Annotated in this window: 21 protein-coding genes and 1 pseudogene; 13 read left to right on the top strand and 9 right to left on the bottom strand. The window is 73.7% G+C overall.

Translation table 11 applies throughout. The features are described from left to right. Positions 1 to 39 precede the first annotated feature (39 nt). Positions 40 to 1,400 (top strand): annotated as a pseudogene (locus tag GA0115242_RS31280) (FtsW/RodA/SpoVE family cell cycle protein). After that, a complete protein-coding gene (locus GA0115242_RS31285; RefSeq protein WP_093834469.1) occupies positions 1,397 to 2,863 on the top strand; it encodes a penicillin-binding transpeptidase domain-containing protein in 1,467 nt (488 codons plus the stop codon). The pseudogene GA0115242_RS31280 and the gene GA0115242_RS31285 overlap by 4 nt, the downstream one beginning before the upstream one ends. A 117-nt stretch (positions 2,864 to 2,980) precedes the next feature. Here the strand turns inward: GA0115242_RS31285 and GA0115242_RS31290 are convergent, their stop codons facing one another. After that, positions 2,981 to 3,868 carry a hypothetical protein gene (locus tag GA0115242_RS31290; RefSeq protein ID WP_202556057.1) on the bottom strand — a complete coding sequence of 296 codons (888 nt, stop codon included), beginning with the start codon at positions 3,866 to 3,868 and terminating at the stop codon, positions 2,981 to 2,983. Between the two features lie 277 nt (positions 3,869 to 4,145). On the opposite strand from GA0115242_RS31290, the gene GA0115242_RS31295 reads away from it, so the two are divergent. From GA0115242_RS31295 to GA0115242_RS31310, 4 genes are all read left to right on the top strand, one after another. After that, positions 4,146 to 5,084: an AurF N-oxygenase family protein gene (locus tag GA0115242_RS31295; RefSeq protein WP_093834473.1), complete on the top strand. Its 939-nt coding sequence runs from the start codon at positions 4,146 to 4,148 to the stop codon at positions 5,082 to 5,084. Positions 5,085 to 5,134: 50 nt separating this feature from the next. After that, a complete protein-coding gene (locus GA0115242_RS31300) occupies positions 5,135 to 5,788 on the top strand; it encodes a TetR/AcrR family transcriptional regulator (RefSeq protein WP_093834475.1) in 654 nt (217 codons plus the stop codon). A gap of 10 nt (positions 5,789 to 5,798) precedes the next feature. Then, on the top strand, positions 5,799 to 6,101 hold the full coding sequence (locus GA0115242_RS31305) for a hypothetical protein (RefSeq protein WP_093834477.1): 303 nt from the start codon (positions 5,799 to 5,801) through the stop codon (positions 6,099 to 6,101). A 448-nt stretch (positions 6,102 to 6,549) separates the two neighbouring features. Continuing rightward, complete coding sequence (locus tag GA0115242_RS31310) at positions 6,550 to 7,752, top strand: C40 family peptidase (protein WP_256089800.1); 1,203 nt, start codon at positions 6,550 to 6,552, stop codon at positions 7,750 to 7,752. A gap of 37 nt (positions 7,753 to 7,789) precedes the next feature. Here GA0115242_RS31310 and GA0115242_RS31315 read toward each other — a convergent pair whose 3' ends face one another. From GA0115242_RS31315 to GA0115242_RS31335, 5 genes are all read right to left on the bottom strand, one after another. Further along, on the bottom strand, positions 7,790 to 9,043 hold the full coding sequence (locus tag GA0115242_RS31315; RefSeq protein ID WP_093834479.1) for a styrene monooxygenase/indole monooxygenase family protein: 1,254 nt from the start codon (positions 9,041 to 9,043) through the stop codon (positions 7,790 to 7,792). An 83-nt stretch (positions 9,044 to 9,126) separates the two neighbouring features. Beyond that, positions 9,127 to 9,786, bottom strand: a complete 660-nt coding sequence (locus GA0115242_RS31320) for a GTP-binding protein (RefSeq protein ID WP_093834481.1) — start codon at positions 9,784 to 9,786, stop codon at positions 9,127 to 9,129. After that, positions 9,767 to 10,180: a DUF742 domain-containing protein gene (locus GA0115242_RS31325; protein WP_093834483.1), complete on the bottom strand. Its 414-nt coding sequence runs from the start codon at positions 10,178 to 10,180 to the stop codon at positions 9,767 to 9,769. The genes GA0115242_RS31320 and GA0115242_RS31325 overlap by 20 nt, the downstream gene beginning before the upstream one ends. Further along, a complete protein-coding gene (locus GA0115242_RS31330; RefSeq protein ID WP_093834485.1) occupies positions 10,177 to 10,680 on the bottom strand; it encodes a roadblock/LC7 domain-containing protein in 504 nt (167 codons plus the stop codon). The genes GA0115242_RS31325 and GA0115242_RS31330 overlap by 4 nt, the downstream gene beginning before the upstream one ends. Further along, positions 10,677 to 13,496 carry a sensor histidine kinase gene (locus GA0115242_RS31335; RefSeq protein ID WP_202556048.1) on the bottom strand — a complete coding sequence of 940 codons (2,820 nt, stop codon included), beginning with the start codon at positions 13,494 to 13,496 and terminating at the stop codon, positions 10,677 to 10,679. Before GA0115242_RS31335 ends, GA0115242_RS31330 begins: the two co-directional genes overlap by 4 nt. 403 nt (positions 13,497 to 13,899) lie before the next feature. Here GA0115242_RS31335 and GA0115242_RS31340 point away from each other — a divergent pair, with 403 nt between their 5' ends. Continuing rightward, on the top strand, positions 13,900 to 14,685 hold the full coding sequence (locus GA0115242_RS31340; protein ID WP_093834489.1) for a protein phosphatase 2C domain-containing protein: 786 nt from the start codon (positions 13,900 to 13,902) through the stop codon (positions 14,683 to 14,685). Positions 14,686 to 14,817: 132 nt separating this feature from the next. Here the strand turns inward: GA0115242_RS31340 and GA0115242_RS31345 are convergent, their stop codons facing one another. Continuing rightward, positions 14,818 to 15,318: a MarR family winged helix-turn-helix transcriptional regulator gene (locus tag GA0115242_RS31345; protein ID WP_370672335.1), complete on the bottom strand. Its 501-nt coding sequence runs from the start codon at positions 15,316 to 15,318 to the stop codon at positions 14,818 to 14,820. Positions 15,319 to 15,601: 283 nt separating this feature from the next. Between GA0115242_RS31345 and GA0115242_RS31350 the strand changes: the two genes are divergently transcribed. Then, a complete protein-coding gene (locus GA0115242_RS31350) occupies positions 15,602 to 16,420 on the top strand; it encodes a lysozyme (RefSeq protein ID WP_093834493.1) in 819 nt (272 codons plus the stop codon). Between the two features lie 111 nt (positions 16,421 to 16,531). Here GA0115242_RS31350 and lon read toward each other — a convergent pair whose 3' ends face one another. Further along, positions 16,532 to 18,961, bottom strand: coding sequence for an endopeptidase La (lon, locus tag GA0115242_RS31355; RefSeq protein WP_093834495.1), 2,430 nt, complete (start codon positions 18,959 to 18,961; stop codon positions 16,532 to 16,534). A 176-nt stretch (positions 18,962 to 19,137) separates the two neighbouring features. Here lon and GA0115242_RS31360 point away from each other — a divergent pair, with 176 nt between their 5' ends. Continuing rightward, positions 19,138 to 19,812, top strand: a complete 675-nt coding sequence (locus tag GA0115242_RS31360; protein ID WP_093834497.1) for a GNAT family N-acetyltransferase — start codon at positions 19,138 to 19,140, stop codon at positions 19,810 to 19,812. A gap of 16 nt (positions 19,813 to 19,828) precedes the next feature. Here GA0115242_RS31360 and GA0115242_RS31365 read toward each other — a convergent pair whose 3' ends face one another. Then, positions 19,829 to 20,686, bottom strand: a complete 858-nt coding sequence (locus GA0115242_RS31365; protein WP_370672336.1) for a rhomboid-like protein — start codon at positions 20,684 to 20,686, stop codon at positions 19,829 to 19,831. A 188-nt stretch (positions 20,687 to 20,874) separates the two neighbouring features. On the opposite strand from GA0115242_RS31365, the gene GA0115242_RS31370 reads away from it, so the two are divergent. The 4 genes from GA0115242_RS31370 to GA0115242_RS31385 form a co-directional block, all read left to right on the top strand. Continuing rightward, positions 20,875 to 21,552 carry a spermidine synthase gene (locus tag GA0115242_RS31370; protein ID WP_093834501.1) on the top strand — a complete coding sequence of 226 codons (678 nt, stop codon included), beginning with the start codon at positions 20,875 to 20,877 and terminating at the stop codon, positions 21,550 to 21,552. A gap of 132 nt (positions 21,553 to 21,684) precedes the next feature. Beyond that, positions 21,685 to 22,422: a response regulator transcription factor gene (locus GA0115242_RS31375; protein WP_093834503.1), complete on the top strand. Its 738-nt coding sequence runs from the start codon at positions 21,685 to 21,687 to the stop codon at positions 22,420 to 22,422. Further along, complete coding sequence (locus GA0115242_RS31380) at positions 22,419 to 23,531, top strand: HAMP domain-containing sensor histidine kinase (protein WP_093834505.1); 1,113 nt, start codon at positions 22,419 to 22,421, stop codon at positions 23,529 to 23,531. The genes GA0115242_RS31375 and GA0115242_RS31380 overlap by 4 nt, the downstream gene beginning before the upstream one ends. 291 nt (positions 23,532 to 23,822) lie before the next feature. Then, positions 23,823 to 24,103: 2-oxoglutarate dehydrogenase E1 subunit family protein (locus GA0115242_RS31385; RefSeq protein WP_141721816.1), on the top strand; the 281-nt coding region annotated here is incomplete at its 3' end.

The raw sequence follows: 24,103 nt of genomic DNA on the forward strand, positions 1-24,103 counted from the left end.
CTGAGCCGAGCAGAACGCCTCTTTGGGTAGGTTCCGGACATGACCAACGCCGGAACCACCGTGGCCGAGGCGGACCCGGCAGCCGCCCCGGTCCCCTCCCCCGGCGCCGTGGCATCGAGTTCACGCTCATCGTCCTGGCGGTCCTGCTCTCCGTGTACGGCTACTGCGCGGTCGGCCTCGCGAAGAACGGCAACCTCCCGCCCGGCGCGGCCGGTTACGGTGCCGGGCTCGGTGTGCTGGCGCTCCTCGCGCACATCGCCGTCCGGCTGCGCGCGCCCTGCGCGGACCCCCTGCTGCTGCCGATCGGCGTGCTCCTCAACGGTCTCGGCCTGGTGCTGATCTACCGGCTCGACCTGGAGACCCCGGCCGATCCGGCCGCCCCCACCCAACTGGTCTGGTCCGCCCTCGGGGTGACCCTGTTCACGGTGGTCGTGCTGCTGCTGCGCGACCACCGCACGCTCCAGCGGTACGCCTACGTGTGCGTGGCCGCCGCGCTCGCCCTGCTCATCCTGCCCATCTTCTTCCCGGCGGTGAACGGCGCGCGGATCTGGATCAGGATCGCCGGATTCTCCATCCAGCCGGGCGAGTTCGCGAAGGTGCTGCTGGCCGTCTTCTTCGCCGCCTACCTCGCGGCCAACCGCAACGCGCTCGCCTACACCGGCCGTCGGGTCTGGCGGGTCCAACTGCCCACCGGGCGGGTGCTCGGCCCGATCGTCGCCGTCTGGCTGCTGAACGTCGGGGTGCTGGTCCTGGAGCGCGACCTCGGCACCTCGCTGCTGTTCTTCGGGCTGTTCGTGGTGCTGCTGTACGTCGCGACCGGGCGCACCGGGTGGATCGCGGTCGGTCTGGTGCTGGCGTCGTTCGGCGCGGTGGCCGTCGGCTGGCTGGAGCCGCACGTGCACAGCCGGGTGGAGGACTGGCTGCACCCGTTCGCGTCGATCGACGCGGGCCAGGGCCCCAACCAGCTCGCGCAGTCGCTGTTCGCGTTCGCGGCGGGCGGTGTCCTGGGCACCGGGCTCGGTCTCGGGCACTCCGTGCTGATCGGTTTCGCGACCAAGTCGGACTTCATCCTGGCGACCGCGGGAGAGGAGCTGGGGTTCGCCGGACTCTCCGCGATCTTCCTGCTCTACGGCCTGCTCGTGGAGCGCGGTTTCCGGGCCGGGCTGGCGCTGCGCGACCCGTTCGGGCGGCTCCTCGCGGTGGGGCTCGCGTCGATCGTGGCGCTCCAGGTGTTCGTGATCGCGGGCGGGGTGACCGGGCTGATCCCGCTGACCGGCATGGCGATGCCGTTCCTGGCGCAGGGCGGCTCGTCCGTCGTCACCAACTGGGCGATCGTGGCGCTGCTGATCCGGGTGAGCGACTCGGCGCGCGGTCAGGGCGAAGGGCGGTCCACGTCATGACCAGGTACATCAGGCATCCGGCGGTGCTGTGCGCGCTGCTGCTGGTGGCGCTGCTCGTCAACGCGGCCCGGGTCCAGGTCTTCGAGGCGCGCGCCTACGACGACAACCCGGCCAACCGCCGTTCCGCGATCGCCCGTTACGAGCGGCCGCGCGGCGACATCCTGGTGGGCCGGGAGCGGATCACGGGCTCGCGGGACACCGGTGAGCAGCTCCGCTACGAACGCACGTACCGGGACGGGCCGTTGTACGCGCCGGTGACCGGGTTCTCCTCGCAGGTGTACGGGACGACGTTCCTGGAGCACGCGGCGGACCCGCTGCTGTCCGGCACCGACCCGCTGCTGACCCCGTTCCCGCTGTGGAACGACCTGACCCGGCGGCTGACCCCGGGCGGCGACGTCGTCACGACCCTCGACGCGGCGGCGCAGCGGGCCGCGTACGGCGGGCTGCGCGGGCGCAAGGGCGCAGTGGCCGCGGTGGAGCCGTCGACCGGGCGCATCCTCGCGCTGGTGTCGACGCCGTCGTACGACCCGGCGGAGCTGTCGGGGAACGCGGGGTCGACCGGGCGGGCCTGGGCGCGGCTGAACCGGGACCCGGACAAGCCGATGCTCAACCGGGCGATCCGGCAGACGTATCCGCCGGGTTCGACCTTCAAGGTGGTGACGGCCGCGGCGGCGCTGGACAGCGGCACGGTGACCGATCTCGACGCGGCGACCCGCTCCCCCGTCCCCTACACCCTGCCCGGCACCACGACCGCGCTGACCAACGAGGGCGACGGCTGCGAGGACGCTCCGCTGCGGGCCGCGTTCGAGTGGTCCTGCAACACGGTGTTCGCGAAGCTCGGGGTGGACGTGGGGGTGTCCCGGATGGCGGCCACGGCGCAGGCGTTCGGGTTCAACGAGGGCGGGCTGCGGGTGCCGTTCGCGGTGGCCCGCTCCACGTTCGACACCTCGGTGGACCGGGCGCAGCTCGCGCTGTCGTCGATCGGGCAGTACAACACGCGGGCGACGCCGTTGCAGATGGCGATGGTGTCGGCGGCCGTCGCCGACGACGGGCTGCTGCGGCGGCCCTACCTGGTGGAGCGGACCACCACGGACGACGGGAACACCGTGGGGACGCCGGGTGTCCGGCCGGTGCGGCAGGTGATGAGCCCGGCGACGGCGATGCGGATGCGGGAGCTGATGGAGGGCGTGGTGAGCGAGGGCACCGGCACCAACGCGGCCATCCCCGGGGCCGTCGTCGGCGGCAAGACCGGCACCGCGCAGCACGGCGTGGGCAACTCCGGTACCCCGTACGCCTGGTTCGTCTCCTGGGCGCAGGGCGAGCGGGACGTGCAGCCGCGGGTCGCGGTGGCCGTGGTGGTGGAGGACGCGTCGGCGGTCCGCGGGGACATCACCGGCGGCGGGGTGGCGGCGCCGATCGCGAAGGCGGTGATGGAGGCGGTTCTGAGGTCCCCGGCGAACTGAGCCCAGGGCCCGTGGACCGACCAAGGCCCGTGGACCGACCAGGGGACGGGGTCCGACCAGGGGACGGGGTCCGGAGGGCGGGGCCCGGCGGGCGTGGAGGCCGGGCCCCGCCGTTCCTCAGTCGATCGCCTTGCGTATCTCCGAGCGGACCTTGAGGGTGGTCGCCGCCGCCTTCTCCAGGTCGATGTCGGCCGGGTCCTTGACGACGGACTCGGCGGTGACCTCGGCGATCGAGGCACCGGTGTTCTCGTCGGTCCAGCCGCAGACCGGGAGGGTCAGCTCGGTCCCCGCCTGCACCTGGGTGAGGACCTCGCAGGTGACGGTGACGCCGTCCGCGCCCCCGGGGTGGAAGTCCTTCGGCGGGACGGCCACCTTGGCGCCCGCGCCCTGGGCGGCGCCCTTCATCATGTTCCTGCGGGCCAGGTCGGTGTTCATGAACCGGCCGTACATGCCGGACACCACCAGGGTGCCCTTCGTCTCGTCGCCGCCGAGGCTGTAGCGGCCGACGGCGGCCCCGTCGACCTTGGCGTCCCAGGCGCCGTCCGCCTCGTCGACGATCGACTTCCCCTCGGACCGCGAGAGGTCCTCGGAGAGTTCGTAGCTGTCGTCGACCAGCGTGCGGGGCAGGTCGAGCGTGAACTTCGCCTCGGGCAGGGCCTTGTCGGCGACCTTGGAGCCGATCACCGCGAGCAGCACGACGCCCACGACGACGAGCGCGACCGCCCCGCCGACGATGCCGAGGATCAGCCCGGTGCGCCGCTTCCTGGGCGGCGGCGCCATGGGGGCGCCCCAGCCGTAGGGCGGCTGCTGCTGCGGGTAGGGGGCCGCGCCGTACGGCGGTTGACCGGGCGGAGGGGTGAACGGGCCCTGCTGCGGCGGCTGTTGACCGTAGGGAGCCGGCGGGGGCGGCGGCTGCTGACCGTAGGGGCCCTGGGCGGGCGGCTGCTGGCCGTAGGGGTCCTGGGACGGCTGCTGGCCGTGCGGGTTCTGGGGCGGTGGCGGCATGGACACGCTGAAACGCTACTGCATCGGGGCGAATGGCCGTACGGCCGCACAACCGGGCCTTCGCGCACCAGCCCGGCCGAACCACCGCACGGCGTCACACCCCCCGGCCCCGGCGCCCCCTCCGTGCGGCGTCACCCCCGACCCCAGCCCCCTCCGCCCGCCGCGTGGTCGCCGCACTCCCCACCAACTCCTCACGCACGAGGGATTGACGGTCTTGCTGACAAGCAGTCTCATAAGAGTCGGCGGATGTGACCCCGGGTAACAAGGTGGGAGAACCATGACGACCCTGACGGAAACCGAGGCGCTGGAAGGACTGCGCGACGCGCTCGGTCTGCTCAAGGACCGGGAGCAGGTGGCCGAGCGACTGCTCGCCTCATCCGCCAAGCACTCCTTCGACCCCGACAAGGAGCTGGACTGGGACGCGCCCTTCGAGGAGGGCAAGTGGTTCTGGCCGCCGGAGCTGGTCTCGCTGTACGGCACCCCGATGTGGAAACGGATGAGCGAGGAGCAGCGGCTGCTGCTCTCCCAGCACGAGGCCGCCGCGCTCGCCTCCCTCGGCATCTGGTTCGAGCTGATCCTGATGCAGCTGCTGGTCCGGCACATCTACGACAAGTCGGCGACCAGCGCGCACGTGCGGTACGCGCTCACCGAGATCGAGGACGAGTGCCGCCACTCCAAGATGTTCGCGCGGCTCATCTCGCGCGGCGGCACCCCCTGGTACCCGGTCAGCCGCGCCCACCAGAACCTGGGCAGGCTGTTCAAGACCATCTCGACCACCCCCGGCTCCTTCACCGCGACCCTGCTGGGCGAGGAGGTGCTGGACTGGATGCAGCGGCTGACCTTCCCCGACGAGCGGGTGCAGCCCCTGGTCCGCGGGGTCACCCGCATCCACGTCGTGGAGGAGGCCCGTCACGTCCGGTACGCCCGCGAGGAGCTGCGCCGCCAGATGGTGACGGCCCCGAAGTGGTCGCAGGAGTTCACCCGGGTCACCTCGGGGGAGTTCGCCCGGGTCTTCTCGGTGGCGTTCGTCAACCCCGAGGTCTACACGAACGTCGGCCTCGACCGGCGGGCGGCGGTGGCCCAGGTGAAGGCCAGCGGGCACCGCAGGGAGGTCATGCAGAACGGCTCGAAGCGGCTGACCGACTTCCTGGACGACATCGGCGTGCTGCGCGGTGCCGGACGGCGCCTGTGGAAGTCGTCCGGGCTGCTGGCCTAGTCACGACCGCCGACGCGGCCGGCGCCGGGGGTCCGGTTACGCTGCGGAGCATGACGCCCCCGGCCCCGACCCCCGCCTACCGCCGCCTCAGCGTCGAGGAGCGCCGCGGTCAGCTGCTCGACGCCGCGCTCGGCCTCTTCGCGCACCGCGTCCCCGAGGACGTCTCGCTCGACGACGTGGCGGAGGCGGCCGGGGTGTCGCGACCGCTGGTCTACCGCTACTTCCCCGGCGGCAAGCAGCAGTTGTACGAGGCCGCCCTGCGCTCCGCCGCCGAGGAGCTGCGGCACTGCTTCGACGAGCCGCGCGAGGGCCCGCTGCTGAGCAGGCTCGGCCGCGCCCTCGACCGGTACCTCGCCTTCGTCGACCAGCACGACGCCGGGTTCAGCGCGCTGCTCCAGGGCGGCAGCGTCGTCGAGACGTCCCGCACGACGGCCATCGTCGACGGGGTGCGCAGGGCCGCGGCCGAGCACATCCTCAGCCATCTGGACGCCGCCGAGCCGGGGCCCCGGCTGCGGATGACCGTGCGGGTGTGGATCACCTCCGTCGAGGCGGCGTCGCTGATCTGGCTCGACGAGGGGAAGCAGCCGCCGCTGGACGAGCTGCGGGACTGGCTGGTCGACCAGTTCGCGGCGGTGCTGACCGCGACCGCGGCCCGGGACCCGCAGACCGCCGCGCTGGTGCACGCGCTGGCGGGGGATGTCTGACACTGGAGCGGTGAAGAGACAGGACACCCCCTTCGAGGGCGGGCCGATGGACGGCCGGGTGCTGCCCGTGCTGCTGGGCCCGACCGGGCATCCGCCCAAGACCTACCGCATTCCCGTCCCGGACGCCGGTGGGGGCCCGCCCACCGTGCTGGTCTACCGGCGGACCGCGCGCGGCCACAGCAGGCGGCTGGGCGTGCCGCAGGGCTGGAAGTACGTCTTCGACCCGGAGGGCCGCGGGCGCGGCGGCCCGCGCTGGCCCTGGAGCAAGCCGTCCCCGCGCGACGGGACGGCCCCGGACGCCCCGACCGACTGACGTCCGGGACCGGAGGGGACGCCCCCCTCGACCGGCCGACTTCCGGGGGGGGCGGAGGGACGGCCCTATGACTGGCCGGGGCCGGTAGCCAGGGCGACCCCTTCGACCGCCGCGGCCCCGACGCGAGGGCGACCCCATGACCGGCCGAGGCCCCGACGCGCGCACCGGCAGCCCGACCGGCCGACCTCAGCGCACCGAGAGGGCGGCCCTGTGACCGGCCGAGACCCCGGGCGCAGGCGCGGGCGGCCCGGTCGTCCACGCGCGTCCCGGCGCCACCCCGTGCACCCCTTCCGCCCCGCGGGCCGATGACACGCCGAGTCCGTGGGCGGGTCGACACCGGAGGGTGATGTGGTTGGGCCGAAGCGCGCACCCGGCGCGCGCGACCGGCGATCGCACCTGATGCTCGCGATGCGGAGCGGACGGGCCGCTGCGCACCGGAGGTGATGACGTGTCAGGAAGGCTTCTGCGTCTGGTCTGTACGGCGGCGGCGACGGCCTGCGCGGTCCTCGCCCCGCTCCCCGCGGCGGCCGTCCCCGGTCCCGGTCTCGGCGTCGGCGTCGGCACCGGCCTCGGTGTGCGGCTCGGCCCCGGGCCCGGCGCCGGCCCTCTCCCCGCCGACGCCGGTGCTCCGTCCGCCGGGCCGGACGACCCCCTGCCCGCCCCGGAGGCCGACGGCCTCCCCGGCCCGGCCGCCGCGCCGGACCTCGCGAACCGCTCCGTCGCCGAGCTGCTGACGGAGCTTCAGAAGCGGTACCGGACCGCCGAGCAGGCCACCGAGACCTACAACGGCACCGCCGAGCGGCTGCGGCGCGGACGCGCCGAGGTGGCCCGCCTGGACCGTGAACTGACGCGCGTGCGGCTCTCGTTGCGCGACAGCAAGGGCGCCGCCGGACGCCTCGCCCGCCAGCAGTACCAGGGCACCTCGGGCCTCTCCCCCTACCTGCGGCTGCTGCTGGCCCGCGATCCGCAGCAGGCCCTGGACCAGGGGCACGTCATCGGGCAGGTGGCCCGGGAGCGCGCCGAGGCGCTGGGGCGGCTGACCGGCGACGAGCGGAAGGCGGACGACCTGGCGCGCAAGGCCCGCAAGGCGCTCGACGACCAGCTCGCGCTGGCCCGCAGGCAGCAGCGGGACCGTGAGGACGTCCGGCGCGGGCTGCGGGACGTGGAGGCCCTGCTCGCCGCGCTGACGCCGCAGCAGCTCACGGAACTGGCCGACGCCGAGCGGCGGGGCGTCGACAGGGAGCAGCGGAAGCTGGTGACGTCCGGCGCGGTGAGCACCGTCCGGCAGCCGTCGGACCAGGGCGGCAGGGCGGTCGACTACGCGCTGCGGCAGCTCGGGAAGCCGTACGAGTGGGGGGCGGAGGGGCCCGGGACGTACGACTGCTCGGGGCTGACGTCCAAGGCGTGGGAGCACGCGGGCACCCCCATCCCGCGCACCAGCGAGGAGCAGTGGGCGCGGCTGCGGCACATCCCGCTGGGCGAGCTGCGCCCCGGTGACCTGGTGGTCTACTTCCCGGAGGCGACGCACGTGGCGCTGTACCTGGGCGAGGGCAAGGTGGTCCAGGCCCCGAGGACGGGCGAGAAGGTCACGGTCTCCCCGATGGCGGTGCACCCGATCCTGGGGGCGGTGCGCCCCGACCCGGCGGGCTGACCGGGGCGGTGTGGCCCCGGCGCGGCCCGCGGCGGCGCTACGCGCCGGACAGGGACGCCAGGTAGGCGTTCGTCTTCTCCGGCTCGTAGAAGAAGTTCTCGAAGTCCGACGGGTCGTCGAAGGCGTTGGCGAACCGGTGTGCGGCGGGCGCGAGTTGGCCCGCGGCGCCGATCAGGTTCAGGACGTGCTCCGGGGGCGGCGACAGCATCGCGTTGGTCCACTTGGTGACGTGCCGCGCGGTCTCCCAGTAGCGGTCGAACGTCGCCCGCATGAAGGTTTCGTCGAACTCCTTGTCACCGTGCTCCAGGATCGACGCGAGGTACGCGGCGGCGCACTTGGCGGCGGAGTTGGAACCCTGCCCGGTGATCGGGTCGTTGGCGACGACGACGTCGGCGACGCCCAGGACCAGGCCGCCGCCGGGCAGCCGGCCCACCGGGTTGCGCACGGTCGGCGCGTACCGTCCCGCCAACGTGCCGCCCGCGTCCGTCAGTTCGGCCTTGGTGGCACGGTCGTGCTCCCAGGGCGTGAACCTCTTCATCAGGTCGAGGGTCAGCGCGAGGTGCTCGGCCGGGTCCTTGATCCCGGTGAAGGCGTCCAGCGGGCCACCGGGCACGCCCTCCCAGAAGAGGATGTCGGCGCGGCCCGAGGTGGTCAGCGTCGGCATCACGAACAGCTCGCCCACGCCGGGCACCAGGTTGCAGCGGACGGCGTCGTGGTCGGGGTGCTCGGGGCGTGGGCCGAGGCCGTGCACGTAGGCCACCGCGAGGGCGCGCTGCGGCTCGCGGTAGGGCGAACGGGCGTCGTCCCGGCCGAACATGGAGACCAGCTCGCCCTTGCCCGCCGAGACCAGGACCAGGTCGTAGGCGCGGGAGAAGTAGTCGAGGTCGGAGACGGCCGCGCCGTGGATGACGAGTTGGCCGCCGCGCTGGGCGAACGTCTCCATCCAGCCCGCCATCTTGACCCGCTGGTCGACCGACTGGGCGTACCCGTCGAGCCTGCCCACCCAGTCGATGGCGCGCTGCGCGGGGCCGGGGTCGAAGGTGCCGGGGGCGGCGACCGAGACGCCCAGGCCCTCGATCCGCGGGGCCTGCGACTCCCAGAAGTTGAGCTGGAGGTCGCGCTCGTGCTGGAGGGCGGTGTGGAACATGCACTGCGTCGACATGACCCGGCCGGTGCGGATCTCGTCCGCCGTCCGGTTGGACATCAGGGTGACCTCGTACCCGTTCGACTGGAGTCCGAGGGCGAGCTGGAGTCCGGACTGGCCGGCTCCCACGACGAGTATCTTCCGCATGCGGGTGGTGTCTCCTACCGGGGCTGGCGAGGGCGGGGCGGCCGGAGGACCCGGACCGCTCGGGGCGGCCCGGGGGCGTCCGGCTACTCGGGGGTTTCCTCGAGAGCGTGGGCGACCAGGGCGAGGAGGGTCTCGATCGCCGAGATCCGGCGCCGCGCGTCCATGATCATGACGGGCACGCGGGCGGGGATGGTCAGCGCCTCGCGCACGTCCTCGGGGCGGAACAGCTCGCTGCCGTCGAAGTGGTTGACGGCGACGACGTACGGCATGCCGCAGCTCTCGAAGTAGTCGAGGGCCGGGAAGCAGTCCTTGAGGCGGCGGGTGTCGGCGAGCACGACGGCGCCGATCGCGCCGCGCACCAGGTCGTCCCACATGAACCAGAACCGCTGCTGGCCGGGGGTGCCGAACAGGTAGAGCACCAGGTCGTCGTCGAGCGTGATGCGGCCGAAGTCCATGGCCACGGTGGTGGTCAGCTTGCCCGGCGTGGCGGTGAGGTCGTCGGTCTCCGCGCTGGCCTCGGTCATCAGCGCCTCGGTCTGCAGCGGCGCGATCTCCGAGACGGAGGTGACGAGGGTGGTCTTGCCGACGCCGAACCCGCCCGCCACGACGATCTTCGTGGCGACCGGGGCGCGGGTGCGGTCCGTCTGCCACGACCGCAGGTTCTCGTCGGGGTCGGCGGCGCCCCCGGCGGCGGGGGTGACGCCCCGGGCGGCGTCGGTGACGTCAGAGACGGCGGAGTCCACTCAGCACCCTTTCCAGCAGAGCGCGGTCCGGACGGCCTGTGCCGTGTCCGGTGCCGGTTCCGTACACACGGATCTTTCCCTGGTCCGCGAGATCGCTCAGGAGCACGCGGACCACGCCGAGCGGCATCTTCAGCAGCGCGGCGATCTCGGCCACCGTGCGCATACGGCGGCAGAGTTCGACGATGGCCAGCATCTCGGGCATGACCCGGCCCGATAACTGACGCCCCGTCAACTCTTTGCGTTCGTCCGGGGCTTCGAGCGCCGCCACGAACGTCTCGACGAGCAGGACGTGTCCGAAGCGGGTGCGGCCGCCGGTGAGCGAGTAGGGGCGCACCCGGGCCGGTTTGCGGTCCGAACCGCGCACCGGGAGCTGCGACTTGGGGGTACTGGTCATCGGGTGCTCCCGGCCGCTTCGGACTCCAGCGATTTCCGTAGCTCACTGCGGAGTTCGGGGGTCAGCACATGTCCGGCCCGGCCCACGAACAGGGCCATGTGGTAGGCGACGACGCTCATGTCGCAGTCCGCGGAGCCGTGCACGCCCAGCAGCGAGCCGTCGCTGATCGACATGACGAACAGGCTGCCCTCGTCCATCGCGACCATGGTGTGCTTGACGGTGCCGAAGTCCATCAGCTTGGCGGTGCCGACGGTGAGGCTGCCGATGCCCGAGACGACGGTGGCGAGGTCGGCGGCGGAGCCGCGCGGGCCGCCCGCCCGTGCCGCGCCCGGCCTGCGGGCCTCGTCGTTGCGCTCGGGGTCGGAGGAGAGCAGGAGCAGGCCGTCGGAGGAGACCACCGCGACCGACTCGATACCGGGTACCTCCTCGACGAGGTTCGTCAACAGCCAGTGCAGGTTGCGGGCCTCGCTGCTCAGCCCGAAGGTGCTGGACGCGGTCAACTGCTTGCCTCCTCGACAGGGCCCCCCGTGGCTTCTTCTGTTGTGGCCGAGCCGGTGCGGGACGCGGCGGGTGGCGTCGCCTCCCCGGTCTGCTCGGCGATTTCCGCCCGGACGTCGCGGTGACCGGCCTCCGCCCCCCGGCGGAAGCCACCGAGACGGCGGCGGAGTGCGTCGGCGTCCAGGGACGCGTTGTGCGGGCGCTGCTGGGGAGCCGGTTCGGTGATCTTCGGGGTGCGCTTGGGGAGGCCCTTGTCGGTGACCTCGTCGTCGTCCTCGGCGCGCTGGTGCTCCGCCTCCGTCTCGCTGTGCGCGGCCGCCGCCACCGGCGCGGCCTGCTCGGGGTTCTGCTCCGGGCGCTGCCGCGCGGGCTCGTCCGGCGTCTCCCCGGCCCGCTCCTGGGCGGGGACGAGGAGTTCCATCGTGGTCTCGGGGTGCGCCTCGCCCGCCGGGGCCGTCTCGTCGGCGGCGTCCGTCTCGTCGGCGGGGGTCTGGGCGGCGGTGCCCGTCTCCTCGGCGGGGGCGGCGGCCGGAGCGGGGCGGGCCTCGCGGACGGCGTCCTCCGCGAGGGCCACCAGCGGGTCGGCGTGCGGGGCGCGGGCGCGCAGGACGTTGGAGTTGGCCTCGGCGTCGGCGCCGGGCAGCGAGACCTGCGCGGTCGCGGCCGCTGCGGGCGCGGCGGCCTGGGCGGGCACCGCCGCGGACGGCGCGGAGGCCAGCAGCGTCACCGGGAGGACGGCGACGGCGGCGATCCCGCCCTGCTTCTGCTCGCGCAGCTTGACGCGCACCCCGTGGCGGTGGGCGAGCCGGGCGACGACGTACAGACCGAGGCCGAGGCCCTCCTCGCCCTCCTGGTCGTAGGGCGACTCCGGGTCGAACTCGGCGAGGCGGGTGTTGAGGCGCTCCATCCGCTCGGCGGTCATGCCGATGCCCTCGTCCTGCACGGAGAGCATCACCTCGCCGTTCTCCAGCAGCCAGCCGGAGACCTCGACGGGCAGGTCGGGCGGGGAGAACGCGGTGGAGTTCTCCATCAGTTCGGCGAGCAGGTGCGAGAGGTCGTCGGCGGCGAACCCGGCGATGTGCGCGTGCGGCGGCAGCGCCGAGATGCGCACCCGCTCGTAGCGCTCGATCTCGCTGACGGCGGCGCGGACCACGTCGATCAGCGGGACCGGGCCCGCGCTCTGCTGGACGTGCTCGGTACCGGCCAGCACCAGCAGGTTCTCGCTGTGCCTGCGCATCACCGTGGCGAAGTGGTCGAGCTTGAAGAGGGTGGCGAGCCGCTCGGGGTCCTGCTCGCGCTCCTCCAGCCCCTCGATGACGGCGAGTTGACGTTCGACGAGGCCCAGCGTGCGCAGCGCGAGGTTGACGAAGGTGGAGCCGATGCTCTCCCGCAGCTTGTCCAACTGGTCGCTGGAGTCGGCGATTTCGGCGCGCAGCTCCTCGCGGGCGTCGGCCATCCGCTGGCGCTGTCCGACCAGGTGCTTGCGGTCGGACTCCAGCGTGGTGACCCGCTCGTGCAGGGCGACGGCGTGCGCGTGCAGGGTGTTGACGGAGCGGATGGCGCGGGCGAACTCGTCGTTGCGTCCGGTGAAGGCGATCGGTTCCTCGGCGGCCGGGTTCTCGGCGTCGGCCAGCCGGGCCGAGCCCAGGCGCAGCACGGCGAGCGGGCGGGTGAGGGTGCGGGCCATGGCGGTGGCGACGCCGAGGGTGAGCAGCAGCAGCGCGCCGAGGGCCGCCACCCGGATCTCCAGGGCGGTGACGTCGTCGTCGCGGAGGTGCGCGAGGTCCTTGGCACGGCGCTCGTAGAGGGCGGACTCGGCGCCGCGCATCAGGTCGACCCGGGCGGAGAGCGCCGCGCCGGCCTTGGTGGCGTCGGTGCCCAGCTCCGTGTCGGAGAGCGTCGGCTGGTCGGTGAGGGAGGCGAGGTACTTCTCGGCGGAGTTGACCTCGGGTCCGGTGACCGTGGAGTCGTAGGAGGCGCGGATCGCCTTGGGGGCGCCGTCGCGGAAGTCGGAGAGCGCCGCGTCGGAGCGCAGCCTGGCCTGCTGGGCGGCGGCGGTGAGGGCGTCGCGCTGCTTGGCGTCGGAGGCGCTGGAGGAGGTGCTCGTCGTCGGCAGCCCGGTGAGCGGGTCGATGACGGACTGGGTGGTGCGCGGCACGCTGAGCGCGGCGAGCAGCAGACCGCGGGCGGCGGCGGACTGCTGGACGGCGGAGTCCAGTTCGGCGAGGGCGTGCGCGCCCGCTCCGGCCCGCGGCGGCATCCGGTCGGCGAGCTGCTCGGCGAGCCGGTGCAGTTCGGTGATGGCGGCCGAGTAGGCGTCGTGGGCCTCCAGGGCGCTGCTGCGGCCGGTGAGGGCGGAGCGGCGCAGGGTGGCGACGGCGTTCAGGTCGCCCCGGAGGGCGTCGGGGGTGTCGCTGTCGGCGCGCAGCTCCTCGACCTGCCGGTCGACGCGGGCGCTGCGCTGCTCGGTGGGCGCCTTCGACTTGGCGCGTCCGGCCGCGATCCAGGCGGTGACCTCGTCGCGTTCGTCGGCCAGCGCGTGGGCGAGGCCGAGGGCGTCCTTGGTCTGCCCGGAGAGCGTCACCAGCTCCTGGGAGTCCTTCAGCCGTCCGGAGGCGGCCAGCACGGTGGGCGCTCCCGCCGCGGCGACGGCGGCGGCCACGACGGCCACGGCGACGATGAGCCGGTTGCGCACGTGGGTGGGGCGGCCCTTCCCGATGACGGGTCCGCCGGTCTCGGGGACGCGCTCCGCGCCCACCGCGGGATCCGTCTGCCTGCCTGTGCGACGAGGCCGCGTCTTCTGCACCGGTGCTCGCATTCCTGACTCGTGAAACCCATCACCCGCGTGACATCGCGTCACACGATGCCGACCGCGTACACCTTCCCCCAGGTGCCCGGCGTGGTGGCGGGCGGGGGCTGTCTCCACCGGGCCCCGACCTTCCCAGCGCCGGTGGGCGGTGGCCGCGCATCATCCGCTCCGCCACCCGAAGGAGTGAACATCGGAGGGGAGTTGGCGGGCAAGTCTTCTGACGCGGCCCGACAGGCGCCGCCGGTGGGCGGGTTGGACGTCTGCGGCGGGCGATGGCACTATGTGCCGCCGCGCCGGGCGGTGCCGGTGGTCCACCGCGCCGAAACGGCGCCCGACCTGCGCGGGTACGCCGATCCGCGCCGCGGTGCCGGCCGTCGAACGCGCTGGTGGGGGCATCGTGCAGACTGGCCGGATGCGTACGGAACTGGTGTCGGAGCCCGGCGACCCCGCCCGCCCCAACGAGGACTTCGCCGGAGTCCTGCTGCCCGCGTCCGGCCGGGGCGGCACGGTCGTCGTCCTGGACGGGGTCACCCCGCCGAGGGGCGGGACGGGGTGTCTGCATCCGGTCCCCTGGTTCACCGCGCGGCTCGGCGGGGCGCTGACCGAACTGACCGTTTCCCGCCCGGACATGCCCCTGGCCGAGGCACTGACCCGCGCCATCGGACGGACGGCGGCGGACCACGCGGACACCTGTGACCTTTCTCACCCGCGCACCCCGCAGGCCACGGTGGTGCTGGCGCGCTGGCAGTCCGACACCGTCGAATACCTGGTCCTGTCCGACTCGGTGCTGCTGGTGGAGGCCCCCGACGGGACGGTCACGCCGGTGCTCGACGACCGGCTGGACCGGCTGCCCCGCACGGCGCTGGCCGACGAGGCGGCGGTCGACGCCCTTCTGCGCAACCGGGAGGGCGGGTTCTTCACGGCGGCGGCCGACCCCGCGGTGGCCGCACGCGCGGTGACGGGGACGCTGCCGAGGTCCGCGGTGCGGTCGCTGGCGGCGCTGACGGACGGGGCGACGCGCTGGGTGGAGAAGTTCGGCGAGGGCGACTGGACGCAGTGCCTCGCGGTGGTCCGCAAGGAGGGCGCGGGCGCGCTGGTGGAGCGGGTGCGGGAGCTGGAACGCGCGGACACGGAGCGGGTGTTCCTGCGGCGGAGCAAGACGCACGACGACGCGACGGTGGTCTGGGCGGAGCTGTGAGCGGCCCGCGCGGCGGCGCTCACGGGCGCGGACGCGGGGCACGGAGGCGGGACGCGGCGGCGCGGTGCCGGTCCCCGCGGTGCCGTGCGGGCCGATCCCCGCGGTGCCGTGCGGGCGCCGCACGGGAGGGCGTCAGCGTTCCATGACGCCGTTCAACTGGGCGAGCAGGCGGGCGAGTTCGGCGACCTCGCGGCGGTCCCAGTGGTTGAGCTGGCTGACGTAGCGGGCGCGGCGCGCCTCGCGGACCAGGCCGACCCGGGTGCGGCCCTCGTCGGTGAGGTGGACGAGCCAGGCGCGGCCGTCCGCCGGGTCGGGTTCGCGGGCGACCAGGCCGAGGTCCTCCAGGGCGCGGAGCTGCCGGGACATGGTGGCCTTGCCGACGCCGATGTATCCGGCCAGTTCGGTGGCGCGCTGGCGGCCGTACTCGTCGAGGCGGACGAGCAGGCCGTAGGCGGCGGGCTCCAGGTCGGGGTGGACCTCGCGGGCCATCTCGCCCTGGTTGGCGCGGGCGCGCCGCAGCAGGACGGTCAGCTCGCGTTCGAGGGACAGGTACTCCTGGTCGGCGCCGGGCGCCACCGCCCCGCCCCCCGCTCCGGCCCCGTCGTCGTCGTTTCCGCTTCCGCTTCCGTGCACGTCAGCCCCTGCCTAGGTCGTCCCGGCCGGTGCCCCGGTCCGGTTTCCCGGTCCTGAAAGTTTCCGCCGGGCGCCGTCATCGCCGCAGCTCGGCAAGTATTTCGCAGGCGTAGACCAACGGCGTCGTCCGGCCCCTCTTCCCAGTGGCCGGTCTACGTGCGTAGCGTCGTCGGCAGGCACCCACTGGCATGCGCACGCCATCAGCGCACGTGTCCCGCCACGCGCGCACCCGCTCCCCGCAGCACACTCCCCCACCGTGCACCACCAGCCCCGGAGGCATGCCATGCCCCTGCGCAGACCCGGTCCGCCCCGGCCCGCCCGCCGTCTTCTCGGCGCGGCCCTGCTCACCGCCCTCTGTCTGACCTGCGCGGTCCCGGCCTCGGCCGCGGACACGCCCGCCCGCGGCTCCGCGTACCTCGGCATGGGCGTCCTCGCCCACGACGGCAGCGCGGGCGGCCCCACCACCCGCGAGGCCGCACAGACCGAGGGCGTCGACGTCTCCGGCTACCAGGGCAACGTCGCCTGGTCCACGCTGTGGAGCAGCGGGGTGCGCTGGGCCTACACCAAGGCGTCGGAGGGCACGTACTACACGAACCCCTACTTCGCCCAGCAGTACAACGGCTCCTACGGCGTCGGCATGATCCGCGGCGCCTACCACTTCGCCACCCCGGACACCACGACCGGCGCCACCCAAGCCGCCTACTTCGTCGCGAACGGCGGCGGCTGGTCGAAGGACGGCAAGACGCTGCCCGGGGTCCTCGACATCGAGTGGAACCCCTACGGCGACGCCTGCTACGGCAAGTCGGCGAGCGCGATGGTCGCCTGGATCGCCGACTTCCTCTCCGCCTACCGCTCGCGCACCGGCCGGGACGCGGTGATCTACACGGCCACGAGCTGGTGGAGCCAGTGCACGGGCGACTACGCGGGTTTCGCGAACACCAACCCGCTCTGGATCGCCCGCTACGCCTCCGACCCGGGCACGCTGCCGTCCGGCTGGTCCTTCCACACGATGTGGCAGTACACGTCGTCAGGACCGACCGTCGGCGACCACGACAGGTTCAACGGCGCCCTCGACCGGGTCGTCGCGCTGGCCAACGGCTGACGGACGCCGCCCGGCCCGCCTCTCAAGGCGCGGTGAACGCGGCCCGGGACGCGGGGAGGCCCCGGGTCTCCCGTCCGGGAGCCGGGGCCTCCTCCTCTCCGCCGGCGTCCGTCACGCCGCCGCCGGAACCCCGGGCGCCGCGCCGTTCCTGGCCGGTGCGAGCGCCAGCTCCAGGACCTGGCGGACGTCGGTGACGGTGTGCACGTCCAGCTTCTCCAGCACCTCCGCCGGGACGTCGTCCAGGTCGGCCTCGTTGCGCTTGGGGATGATCACCGTGGTGACGCCGGCGCGCTGGGCGGCGAGCAGCTTCTGCTTGACCCCGCCGATCGGCAGCACCCGGCCGGTCAGCGAGACCTCGCCGGTCATCGCCACGTCCGTGCGCACCAGCCGCCCGGAGAGCAGCGACGCGAGGGCCGTCGTCATGGTGACGCCCGCGCTCGGGCCGTCCTTGGGGACCGCGCCCGCCGGGAAGTGGATGTGCACGCCCCGGTCCTTCAAGTCGCCCACCGGCAGCTCCAGTTCGGCGCCGTGCGAGCGCAGGAAGCTCAGCGCGATCCGCGCCGACTCCTTCATCACGTCGCCGAGCTGTCCGGTCAGGGTCAGCCCGGCCGCGCCGGTCTCCGGGTCGGCCAGGGACGCCTCCACGAAGAGCACGTCGCCGCCCGCCCCGGTCACCGCGAGGCCGGTGGCCACGCCGGGCACCGCGGTGCGCCGCTCGGCCGGGTCCTGGGCGGACTCCGGCACGTGGTGCGGGCGCCCGATGAGCCCGCGCAGCTCGCCGTCGGTGACGGTGAACGGCAGTTCGCGCTCGCCCAGTTCGTGCTGGGCGGCGATCTTGCGCAGCAGCCGGGCGATCGACCGCTCCAGGGTGCGCACGCCCGCCTCGCGGGTGTACTCGCCCGCCAGCCTGCGCAGCGCGCTCTCCTCCAGGGTCACCTCGTCATCGGCGAGCCCGGCCCGCTCCAGCTGGCGCGGGAGCAGGTGGTCGCGGGCGATGACGACCTTCTCGTCCTCGGTGTAGCCGTCCAGGCGGACCAGTTCCATCCGGTCGAGGAGGGCTTCCGGGATGGCTTCGAGGACGTTGGCGGTGGCCAGGAACACCACGTCCGACAGGTCGAGTTCGACCTCCAGGTAGTGGTCGCGGAAGGTGTGGTTCTGGGCCGGGTCGAGGACTTCGAGCAGGGCCGCGGCCGGGTCGCCGCGGAAGTCGGAGCCGACCTTGTCGATCTCGTCGAGCAGGACCACCGGGTTCATCGACCCGGCCTCCTTGACGGCCCGCACGATCCGGCCGGGCAGCGCGCCGACGTAGGTGCGCCGGTGACCGCGGATCTCCGCCTCGTCGCGGACACCGCCGAGGGCGACGCGGACGAACTTGCGGCCCATGGCGTGCGCGACCGATTCGCCGAGCGAGGTCTTGCCGACCCCGGGAGGGCCCACGAGGGCCAGGACCGCGCCGCCGCGGCGGCCGCCGATCACGCCGAGTCCGCGTTCGCCGCGGCGCTTGCGCACGGCCAGGTACTCGGTGATGCGTTCCTTCACGTCCGCGAGGCCCGCGTGCTCGGCGTCCAGGACGGCGCGGGCGCCCTGGATGTCGTACGCGTCCTCGGTCCGCTCGTTCCAGGGCAGTTCGAGGACGGTGTCGAGCCAGGTGCGGATCCAGGAGCCCTCGGGCGACTGGTCGGAGGAGCGCTCCAGCTTGTCGACCTCCTTGAGGGCGGCCGTGCGCACGTGCTCGGGCAGGTCGGCGGCCTCCACCCGGGCCCGGTAGTCGTCGGACTCCTCGCCGCCGTCGCCGCCGTCGCCGTTCAGCTCGCGCAGCTCCTTGCGGACGGCTTCGAGCTGGCGGCGGAGCAGGAACTCGCGCTGCTGCTTGTCGACGCCCTCCTGGACGTCCTTGGCGATCGTCTCGGCGACGTCCTGCTCGGCGAGGTGGTCGCGCAGTTGCTGGGTGGCGAGCTTGAGGCGGGCCACCGGGTCGGCGGCCTCCAGCAGCTCGATCTTCTGGTCGGTGGTGAGGAACGGCGAGTAGCCGGAGTTGTCGGCGAGCTGGGAGACGTCGTCGATGGCCTGGACGCGGTCGACGACCTGCCAGGCGCCGCGCTTGCGCAGCCAGGCGGTGGCGAGCGCCTTGTACTCGGTGACCAGCTCGGCCGCGTGGCCCGGCAGCGGTTCGGGCACGGTCTCGTCGACGCGGGTGCCCTCGACCCACAGGGCGGCGCCCGGACCGGTGGTACCGGCGCCGATGCGGACCCGGGAGCGGCCGCGGATCAGGGCGCCCGGGTCGCCGTCGGCCAGCCGCCCGACCTGTTCGACGGTGCCGAGCACTCCGATGCCCGGGTAGGCACCGTCGATCCTCGGTACGAGCAGCACCCGGGGCTTGCCGGGCTCGGAACCTGCGGCGGCCTGGGCGGCCTCCACCGCGGCACGGACATCGGCGTCGCTCAGGTCCAGCGGCACCACCATTCCGGGCAGCACGACCTCGCCGTCGAGCGGCAGTACGGGCAGGGTGAGCGAGGTGAACGCCGTGGACTCAGCAGCCATGATCTCCCCTTCGGCAGTCAAGTTGAGCTATGCCGACTCAATGCCGCGGCGGCGCCGAATGTTCCCGCGCAGGTGTTCGCTGTCAGCGATCGGATCTGCCGCCGGGAGGGAACGCTTGCCTACGATCGCGCTCGGTAACACCCTCTTCAGACGTTCGATCATTACCGGGAGCTGACATGGACGACCTCGTGCGGGCCTGGGTCGAGGGCTGGGCCGTCTCCCGCGGGGCGGCCGAGCCGGTGGCCGAGGAGTGGGGCTGGAGCATCGACGTCGGCCAGACGGAGCAGGTCTCCCGCCGTGTCGTGGGCGCGGTGAACGGCGCCGTCGAGGAGGCCGTCGTCCGCGGTGTCGCCGCCCCGGTGACCGGGTACGGCGTCTGGCTGAAGGTGTTCGCGCACCCGGAGACGGTCGGCGGCTGGCTGGGCCCGCGCTGGTGGATCGACCCGGCGCCCGGCTGCCTGATGTCGGTGCCGCTGACCCCGGCCGCGACCCGGCCCGCGGACGTGCCGGACGGCTACCGGCTGCGCGGCTGGACCCGGGGCGCGGTCACCCAGGTGCTGGTCACCGCCCCCGACGGCGCCCTCGCGGCCCGCGGCCAGATCACCCCGACCGGCGCGACGGCCGTCCTGGACCGGGTCGAGACGGCGCCCGCGCACCGCCGCAGGGGCCTCGGCGCGCTGGTGGTGCGCACCCTGCAGCGGACCGCGGCCGAACACGGCGCCCGCACCGGCGTCCTGGCGGGCACCCCGGACGGACGGGCCCTGTACGAGGCCCTCGGCTGGCGCGCGGCGGCCCCGCTGACCAGCGCGAAACACCTGGGGACGCGGGAGCGGCCGACCGCGACGGGCTGAACGGGCCGGGCGGCCCCTAGGCCCCGGCCGCCGCCGTCCGCCGGGTGTGCCGGCGGCGGACCAGGGGCCAGGACGCGACGCCGATCGCCAGGGCCAGCAGATGGCCCCAGTCGGTCATCGGGTCGCTGAACTCGACCAGCGCCTCCACCAGCACCCAGGCGTACAGGCCCAGCAGGGGCAGGCCCAGCGCGCGCGGCAGCAGCCCGCAGAGCGCGCCGACGCAGGCGGCGACGCCGAAGCTGATGCCGTAGTCCATCCGGTGCAGGGAACTGTCCGGCAGCCGCCCCAGCAGCACCCCGATCCCCACCGTCCCCTCGGTGACCAGGGTCGCCAGAACATGCCCGAGCAGGAAGACGGCGACGGTCCTGACCCCGCCGATCCGCCGCTCCAGGGCGGTCAGCGCGAACAGGAAGCCGAGCGCGTACGGCGAGGTGAACCCGCCCACCACCCACAGCGCGCTGCCCGGCAGCACCAGCAGCGGGGTGCGGATCAGATGGGCCACGTCGGTGCTGGTGGCCTGGTGCAGGGCGTGCACCAGGGACGGGGAGGCGTGCTCGGCCAGCAGCGAGGTGGCGGCCAGCACCAGCCCGTACGCGAAGGTGAACGGCGTCCCGGCCGGTGTGGGCAGCAGGCGCCAGGGGCGCGGCCACCGGCGCGCCGGGGCGGGCGCGGGGACCGGTTCCGGAGCGGCGGGTCCCGGCGCGGGGAGCGCCGGGGCGGGGGCCGCGGCGAGGGGGCCGCGCTGGCGGGGCATGCCGTCCAGGAGCGGCGGGCCCGCGGTCCGCGGGTCGGCCTGCACGGCCGTGACGGGTTCCACGGCGGGCGCTCCTTCCGTTCCGCCCCCACCCTCCGGGGGCCACCGGACACTGTCCATGACCGGCGTCACACACGGCGCCGATCCCGGCGACCCTTGGCACCGAGTTTGCGTCCGCGGGCTGTCAGCGAGCTGTGCGCGCCCCCGGCCCGGCGGCACACGGCGGCGCCCGGGGCCCTCCCCCGTTCGGGTTGTCCGGCACCGGAAATCCACGGGGCCGTCGCCTCGCGTTGGGGCAGGATGGGGCGATGACCACGACAGAGACCGGACCCGTCGTGCTGGACCGCCGCGAGGGCCCCTACGGCGAGGTCGTGCTGCGGCGCCACGGCGACCTGCTCCAGATCATCGCCAACGGCTGCTTCCTCATGGACACCTCGGACGGCCGTTCGGAACGGCTGCTGGTGGACGCGGCGCTCGCGGCGCTGGGTCCGCGCCCGCGGCCCTCGGTGCTCATCGGCGGCCTCGGCGTCGGCTTCTCCCTCGCGCACGCGGCGGCCGACGGGCGCCTCGGCGCGATCACCGTCGTCGAGCGGGAGCAGGCCGTCGTCGACTGGCACCGGGACGGACCGCTCGCCGCGATCTCCGCCGCGGCCCTCGCCGACCCGCGCACCCGGATCGAGCGCGCCGACCTGCTGACCCACCTGCGGGAGACGTGCGCCACGTACGACGCGCTCTGCCTGGACATCGACAACGGCCCCGGCTGGACCGTCACCGAGGACAACGACGGCCTCTACCGGCCGGCCGGACTCGCCTCCTGCGCGCGCGTGCTGACCCCGGGCGGGGTGCTGGCGGTCTGGTCCGCCCAGCCGTCACCGGATTTCGAAGAAACCCTACGGAATGCCGGTTTCCAGCAGGTGCGTACCGAAGAGATCACGGTTGCCCGGGGCGTTCCCGACGTCGTGCATCTCGCCGTCCGGCCTGAATAGCCGAGGCGCGGTCACTCCCCGTACTCTGCTTTCTCTGACGCAGATCATTCGAGCGTCAATCGCAAGCATGCGCAGGCATGAGCTAGTCAACGGATCACCCCACGGATCCGGAAAGCCACTCAGGGGCGGGCGATGGAGCAGACACACACCTCGCACAACGGCGCGACGGCGACCCAGGGCGCCCAGCGCCGGGTACTGGTCGTCGAGGACGATCCGACGATCGTCGACGCCATCGCGGCCCGTCTGCGCGCCGAGGGATTCGTCGTGCAGACCGCGGGCGACGGCCCCTCCGCCGTCGACACCGCCGAGGCCTGGCAGCCCGACCTGCTGATCCTCGACATCATGCTGCCCGGCTTCGACGGCCTGGAGGTCTGCCGCCGGGTGCAGGCCCAGCGCCCGGTGCCGGTGCTGATGCTCACCGCGCGCGACGACGAGACCGACATGCTGGTCGGCCTGGGCGTCGGCGCCGACGACTACATGACCAAGCCGTTCTCCATGCGGGAGCTGGCCGCCCGGGTGCACGTGCTGCTGCGCCGGGTGGAGCGGGCCGCGCTGGCCGCCACCACGCCCCGCTCGGGCATCCTGCGCCTGGGCGAGCTGGAGATCGACCACGCGCAGCGCCGGGTGCGGGTCCGCTCGGAGGACGTGCACCTGACGCCCACCGAGTTCGACCTGCTGGTCTGCCTGGCCAACACCCCGCGCGCGGTCCTCTCCCGCGAGCAGTTGCTCGCCGAGGTGTGGGACTGGGCGGACGCCTCCGGCACCCGCACCGTCGACAGCCACATCAAGGCGCTGCGCCGGAAGATCGGCGCCGAGCGGATCCGCACCGTGCACGGTGTGGGCTACGCGCTGGAGACCCCCACGCCATGAGCGGCGGGCCGCCCGCACGGAAGAACCCCGGGGACGACCCCTGGGGCGGGGTCCGCCCGTTCTCGGTGAAGACCAAGCTCGGCGCGCTGGTGGTCACCTCGGTGCTGATCACCACCGGTCTGTCGATGATCGCGGTGCACACCAAGACCGAGCTGCGCTTCATCACGGTCTTCTCGATGATCGCCACGCTGCTGATAACGCAGTTCGTGGCCCACTCGCTCACCTCGCCGCTCGACGACATGAACGCGGTGGCCCGGTCCATCTCGCACGGCGACTACACGCGCCGGGTGCGCGAGAACCGCCGGGACGAGCTGGGCGACCTGGCCCAGACGATCAACGTCATGGCGGACGAGCTGGAGGCCCAGGACCGGCAGCGCAAGGAGCTGGTGGCGAACGTCTCGCACGAGCTGCGCACCCCCATCGCGGGGCTGCGCGCGGTCCTGGAGAACATCGTCGACGGCGTCTCCCCCGCCGACCCGGAGACGATGCGCACGGCCCTGAAGCAGACCGAGCGGCTCGGACGGCTCGTGGAGACACTCCTCGACCTGTCCCGGCTGGACAACGGCGTCGTCCCGCTGCGCAAGCGGCGCTTCGAGGTGTGGCCCTATCTGTCGGGCGTGCTGAAGGAGGCCAACATGGCCGTCCCGGCGCGCGCGGGCATCGCCTCGGGCTCGGGCACCCACACCCGCACCGACGTCCATCTGCACCTGGACGTGTCCCCGCCCGAGCTGACCACGCACGCCGACCCGGAGCGCATCCACCAGGTGGTCGCCAACCTGATCGACAACGCCGTCAAGCACAGCCCGGCGCACGGCCGGGTGACCGTGAAGGCGCGGCGCGGCGCGCATCCCGAGTCGCTGGAGCTGGAGGTCCTGGACGAGGGGCCCGGCATCCCGCGCTCCGAGTGGCACCGGGTCTTCGAGCGGTTCAACCGGGGGGACGCGGGCAGTGGTGCGAAGGGGGCGGGCAGCGACGGCGGGACCGGGCTCGGTCTGGCCATCGCGCGCTGGGCGGTGGATCTGCACGGGGGCCGCATCGGCGTGGCCGAATCCGAGCGCGGTTGCCGGATTCTTGTCACTCTTCCGGGAGAGACTTCTCTTCAAAGTTGACGTAAAGTCCGAGGCGCGACCTCAAGATCCACCGACGTCCGCGCTGACGGACACGTGTGATCAGGCACACGTCCGCAGGCCCCGCGTGCCGGGCCCGCGTCGCCACACCCCGCCACGCCCGGAACTGCGGGGAACCACGCTTGTTTCCCGCCAATTCCGGGCCCGAAACCCTCTCCGTAATGTGACTTACACGACGATGAACCGGCCCGGCCTGACCTTCACCCTCCGGGGGGCGTAGCCTTTATTCCCGCTGTCCATCACCTTGTGAAGCGGAAGAGGGCGGTTGCCGCCGTGTCGCCACAGTCCCCCAGTAACTCGAGCTCCCCCACCCTCCGGGCCGGGGGTGCCACCACCACCGACGCCGACCCAGCGGGCAAGAACCCCGCCGCGGCGTTCGGCGCGAATGAGTGGCTCGTCGACGAGATCTATCAGCAGTACCTCCAGGACCCGAACTCGGTGGACCGAGCCTGGTGGGACTTCTTCGCCGACTACAAGCCCGGTGCGGCCGCCGCGCCGACCGCGCCCGCGGGCACAGCGGCCACGGGGGCCGCGGAGACCACCAGCACGGCTCC

It is taken from the genome of Streptomyces sp. SolWspMP-5a-2 (assembly GCF_900091845.1).
GTDB classification, from domain to species: domain Bacteria; phylum Actinomycetota; class Actinomycetes; order Streptomycetales; family Streptomycetaceae; genus Streptomyces; species Streptomyces doudnae.

What these genes read in the sequence shown, in the direction of transcription:
- GA0115242_RS31380 (WP_093834505.1), top strand. Translation starts at nt 22,419, where the DNA reads ATGAGCGGCGGGCCGCCCGCACGGAAGAACCCCGGGGACGACCCCTGG.
- GA0115242_RS31315 (WP_093834479.1), bottom strand. Translation starts at nt 9,043, where the DNA reads ATGCGGAAGATACTCGTCGTGGGAGCCGGCCAGTCCGGACTCCAGCTC.
- GA0115242_RS31365 (WP_370672336.1), bottom strand. Translation starts at nt 20,686, where the DNA reads ATGGACAGTGTCCGGTGGCCCCCGGAGGGTGGGGGCGGAACGGAAGGA.
- GA0115242_RS31360 (WP_093834497.1), top strand. Translation starts at nt 19,138, where the DNA reads ATGGACGACCTCGTGCGGGCCTGGGTCGAGGGCTGGGCCGTCTCCCGC.
- GA0115242_RS31370 (WP_093834501.1), top strand. Translation starts at nt 20,875, where the DNA reads ATGACCACGACAGAGACCGGACCCGTCGTGCTGGACCGCCGCGAGGGC.
- GA0115242_RS31285 (WP_093834469.1), top strand. Translation starts at nt 1,397, where the DNA reads ATGACCAGGTACATCAGGCATCCGGCGGTGCTGTGCGCGCTGCTGCTG.
- GA0115242_RS31300 (WP_093834475.1), top strand. Translation starts at nt 5,135, where the DNA reads ATGACGCCCCCGGCCCCGACCCCCGCCTACCGCCGCCTCAGCGTCGAG.
- GA0115242_RS31325 (WP_093834483.1), bottom strand. Translation starts at nt 10,180, where the DNA reads ATGACCAGTACCCCCAAGTCGCAGCTCCCGGTGCGCGGTTCGGACCGC.
- GA0115242_RS31290 (WP_202556057.1), bottom strand. Translation starts at nt 3,868, where the DNA reads ATGCCGCCACCGCCCCAGAACCCGCACGGCCAGCAGCCGTCCCAGGAC.
- GA0115242_RS31350 (WP_093834493.1), top strand. Translation starts at nt 15,602, where the DNA reads ATGCCCCTGCGCAGACCCGGTCCGCCCCGGCCCGCCCGCCGTCTTCTC.
- lon (WP_093834495.1), bottom strand. Translation starts at nt 18,961, where the DNA reads ATGGCTGCTGAGTCCACGGCGTTCACCTCGCTCACCCTGCCCGTACTG.
- GA0115242_RS31375 (WP_093834503.1), top strand. Translation starts at nt 21,685, where the DNA reads ATGGAGCAGACACACACCTCGCACAACGGCGCGACGGCGACCCAGGGC.
- GA0115242_RS31335 (WP_202556048.1), bottom strand. Translation starts at nt 13,496, where the DNA reads ATGCGAGCACCGGTGCAGAAGACGCGGCCTCGTCGCACAGGCAGGCAG.
- GA0115242_RS31340 (WP_093834489.1), top strand. Translation starts at nt 13,900, where the DNA reads ATGCGTACGGAACTGGTGTCGGAGCCCGGCGACCCCGCCCGCCCCAAC.
- GA0115242_RS31295 (WP_093834473.1), top strand. Translation starts at nt 4,146, where the DNA reads ATGACGACCCTGACGGAAACCGAGGCGCTGGAAGGACTGCGCGACGCG.